1 protein-coding gene is annotated in these 621 nt (G+C 58.9%); it reads right to left on the bottom strand.

The window, feature by feature from the left end; genetic code table 11:
• The coding region (locus HW443_RS12595) for an NAD(P)-binding protein (protein ID WP_176238376.1) at positions 1 to 520 on the bottom strand (520 nt) is incomplete at its 3' end.
• Positions 521 to 621: the final 101 nt, after the last annotated feature.

The following is a 621-nucleotide window of genomic DNA, read 5'->3' as shown; positions in this document are numbered from 1 at the left end:
GGACTACGGCGGCGAACCCCCTTTTATCCAAGAGATCCTCTAGGGAGAAATCCCTCCCAAGAGCACTGTTAAGCCTAATCTCCACACCTGCCCGCACTATTAAATCGATTTCCGCCTGCAGGATCTCCCGGGGCAAGCGGTACTCTGGAATCCCAACAGTCATCATCCCACCTGCCACAGAGAGAGCCTCGAAGACAGTCACCCGGTAGCCCCACTGGGCCAGACGCAGGGCAGCAGTCAGTCCTGCAGGACCACTTCCCACTACCGCCACCTTCTCCTCCTTGTCCGGCTCCAGACGGGGTGGAGTCCAGGGTCTGGCTAGCTCAGAATCGGCCATGAAGCGCTTCACCCACCGGATACCCACCGGTTCATCCATCTGCCCCCGGCGACATCTTTCTTCGCAGAAAGTTGGACACACCCGGCCGCAGATAAGAGGAAATGGGTTGCGGCTGCGGTGAGCCGCCAGAGCTTCATCGTATGTCCCTTGAGCCACCAGAGCCAGATAACTGGGTACGTCCACCCCTGCCGGGCAGGCGTTTATACATCTTGCCCTTACCAGAGCCTTGCAGACCGGAGGGCCTCTGGGAGGCTGTCTCCCTGTTGCCTATCTGAATACACCTA

It is taken from the genome of Candidatus Hakubella thermalkaliphila (genome assembly GCF_013281975.1).
GTDB classification, from domain to species: Bacteria; Actinomycetota; Humimicrobiia; order Hakubellales; family Hakubellaceae; genus Hakubella; species Hakubella thermalkaliphila.
This window is presented reverse-complemented; position numbering and strand designations above follow the sequence as displayed.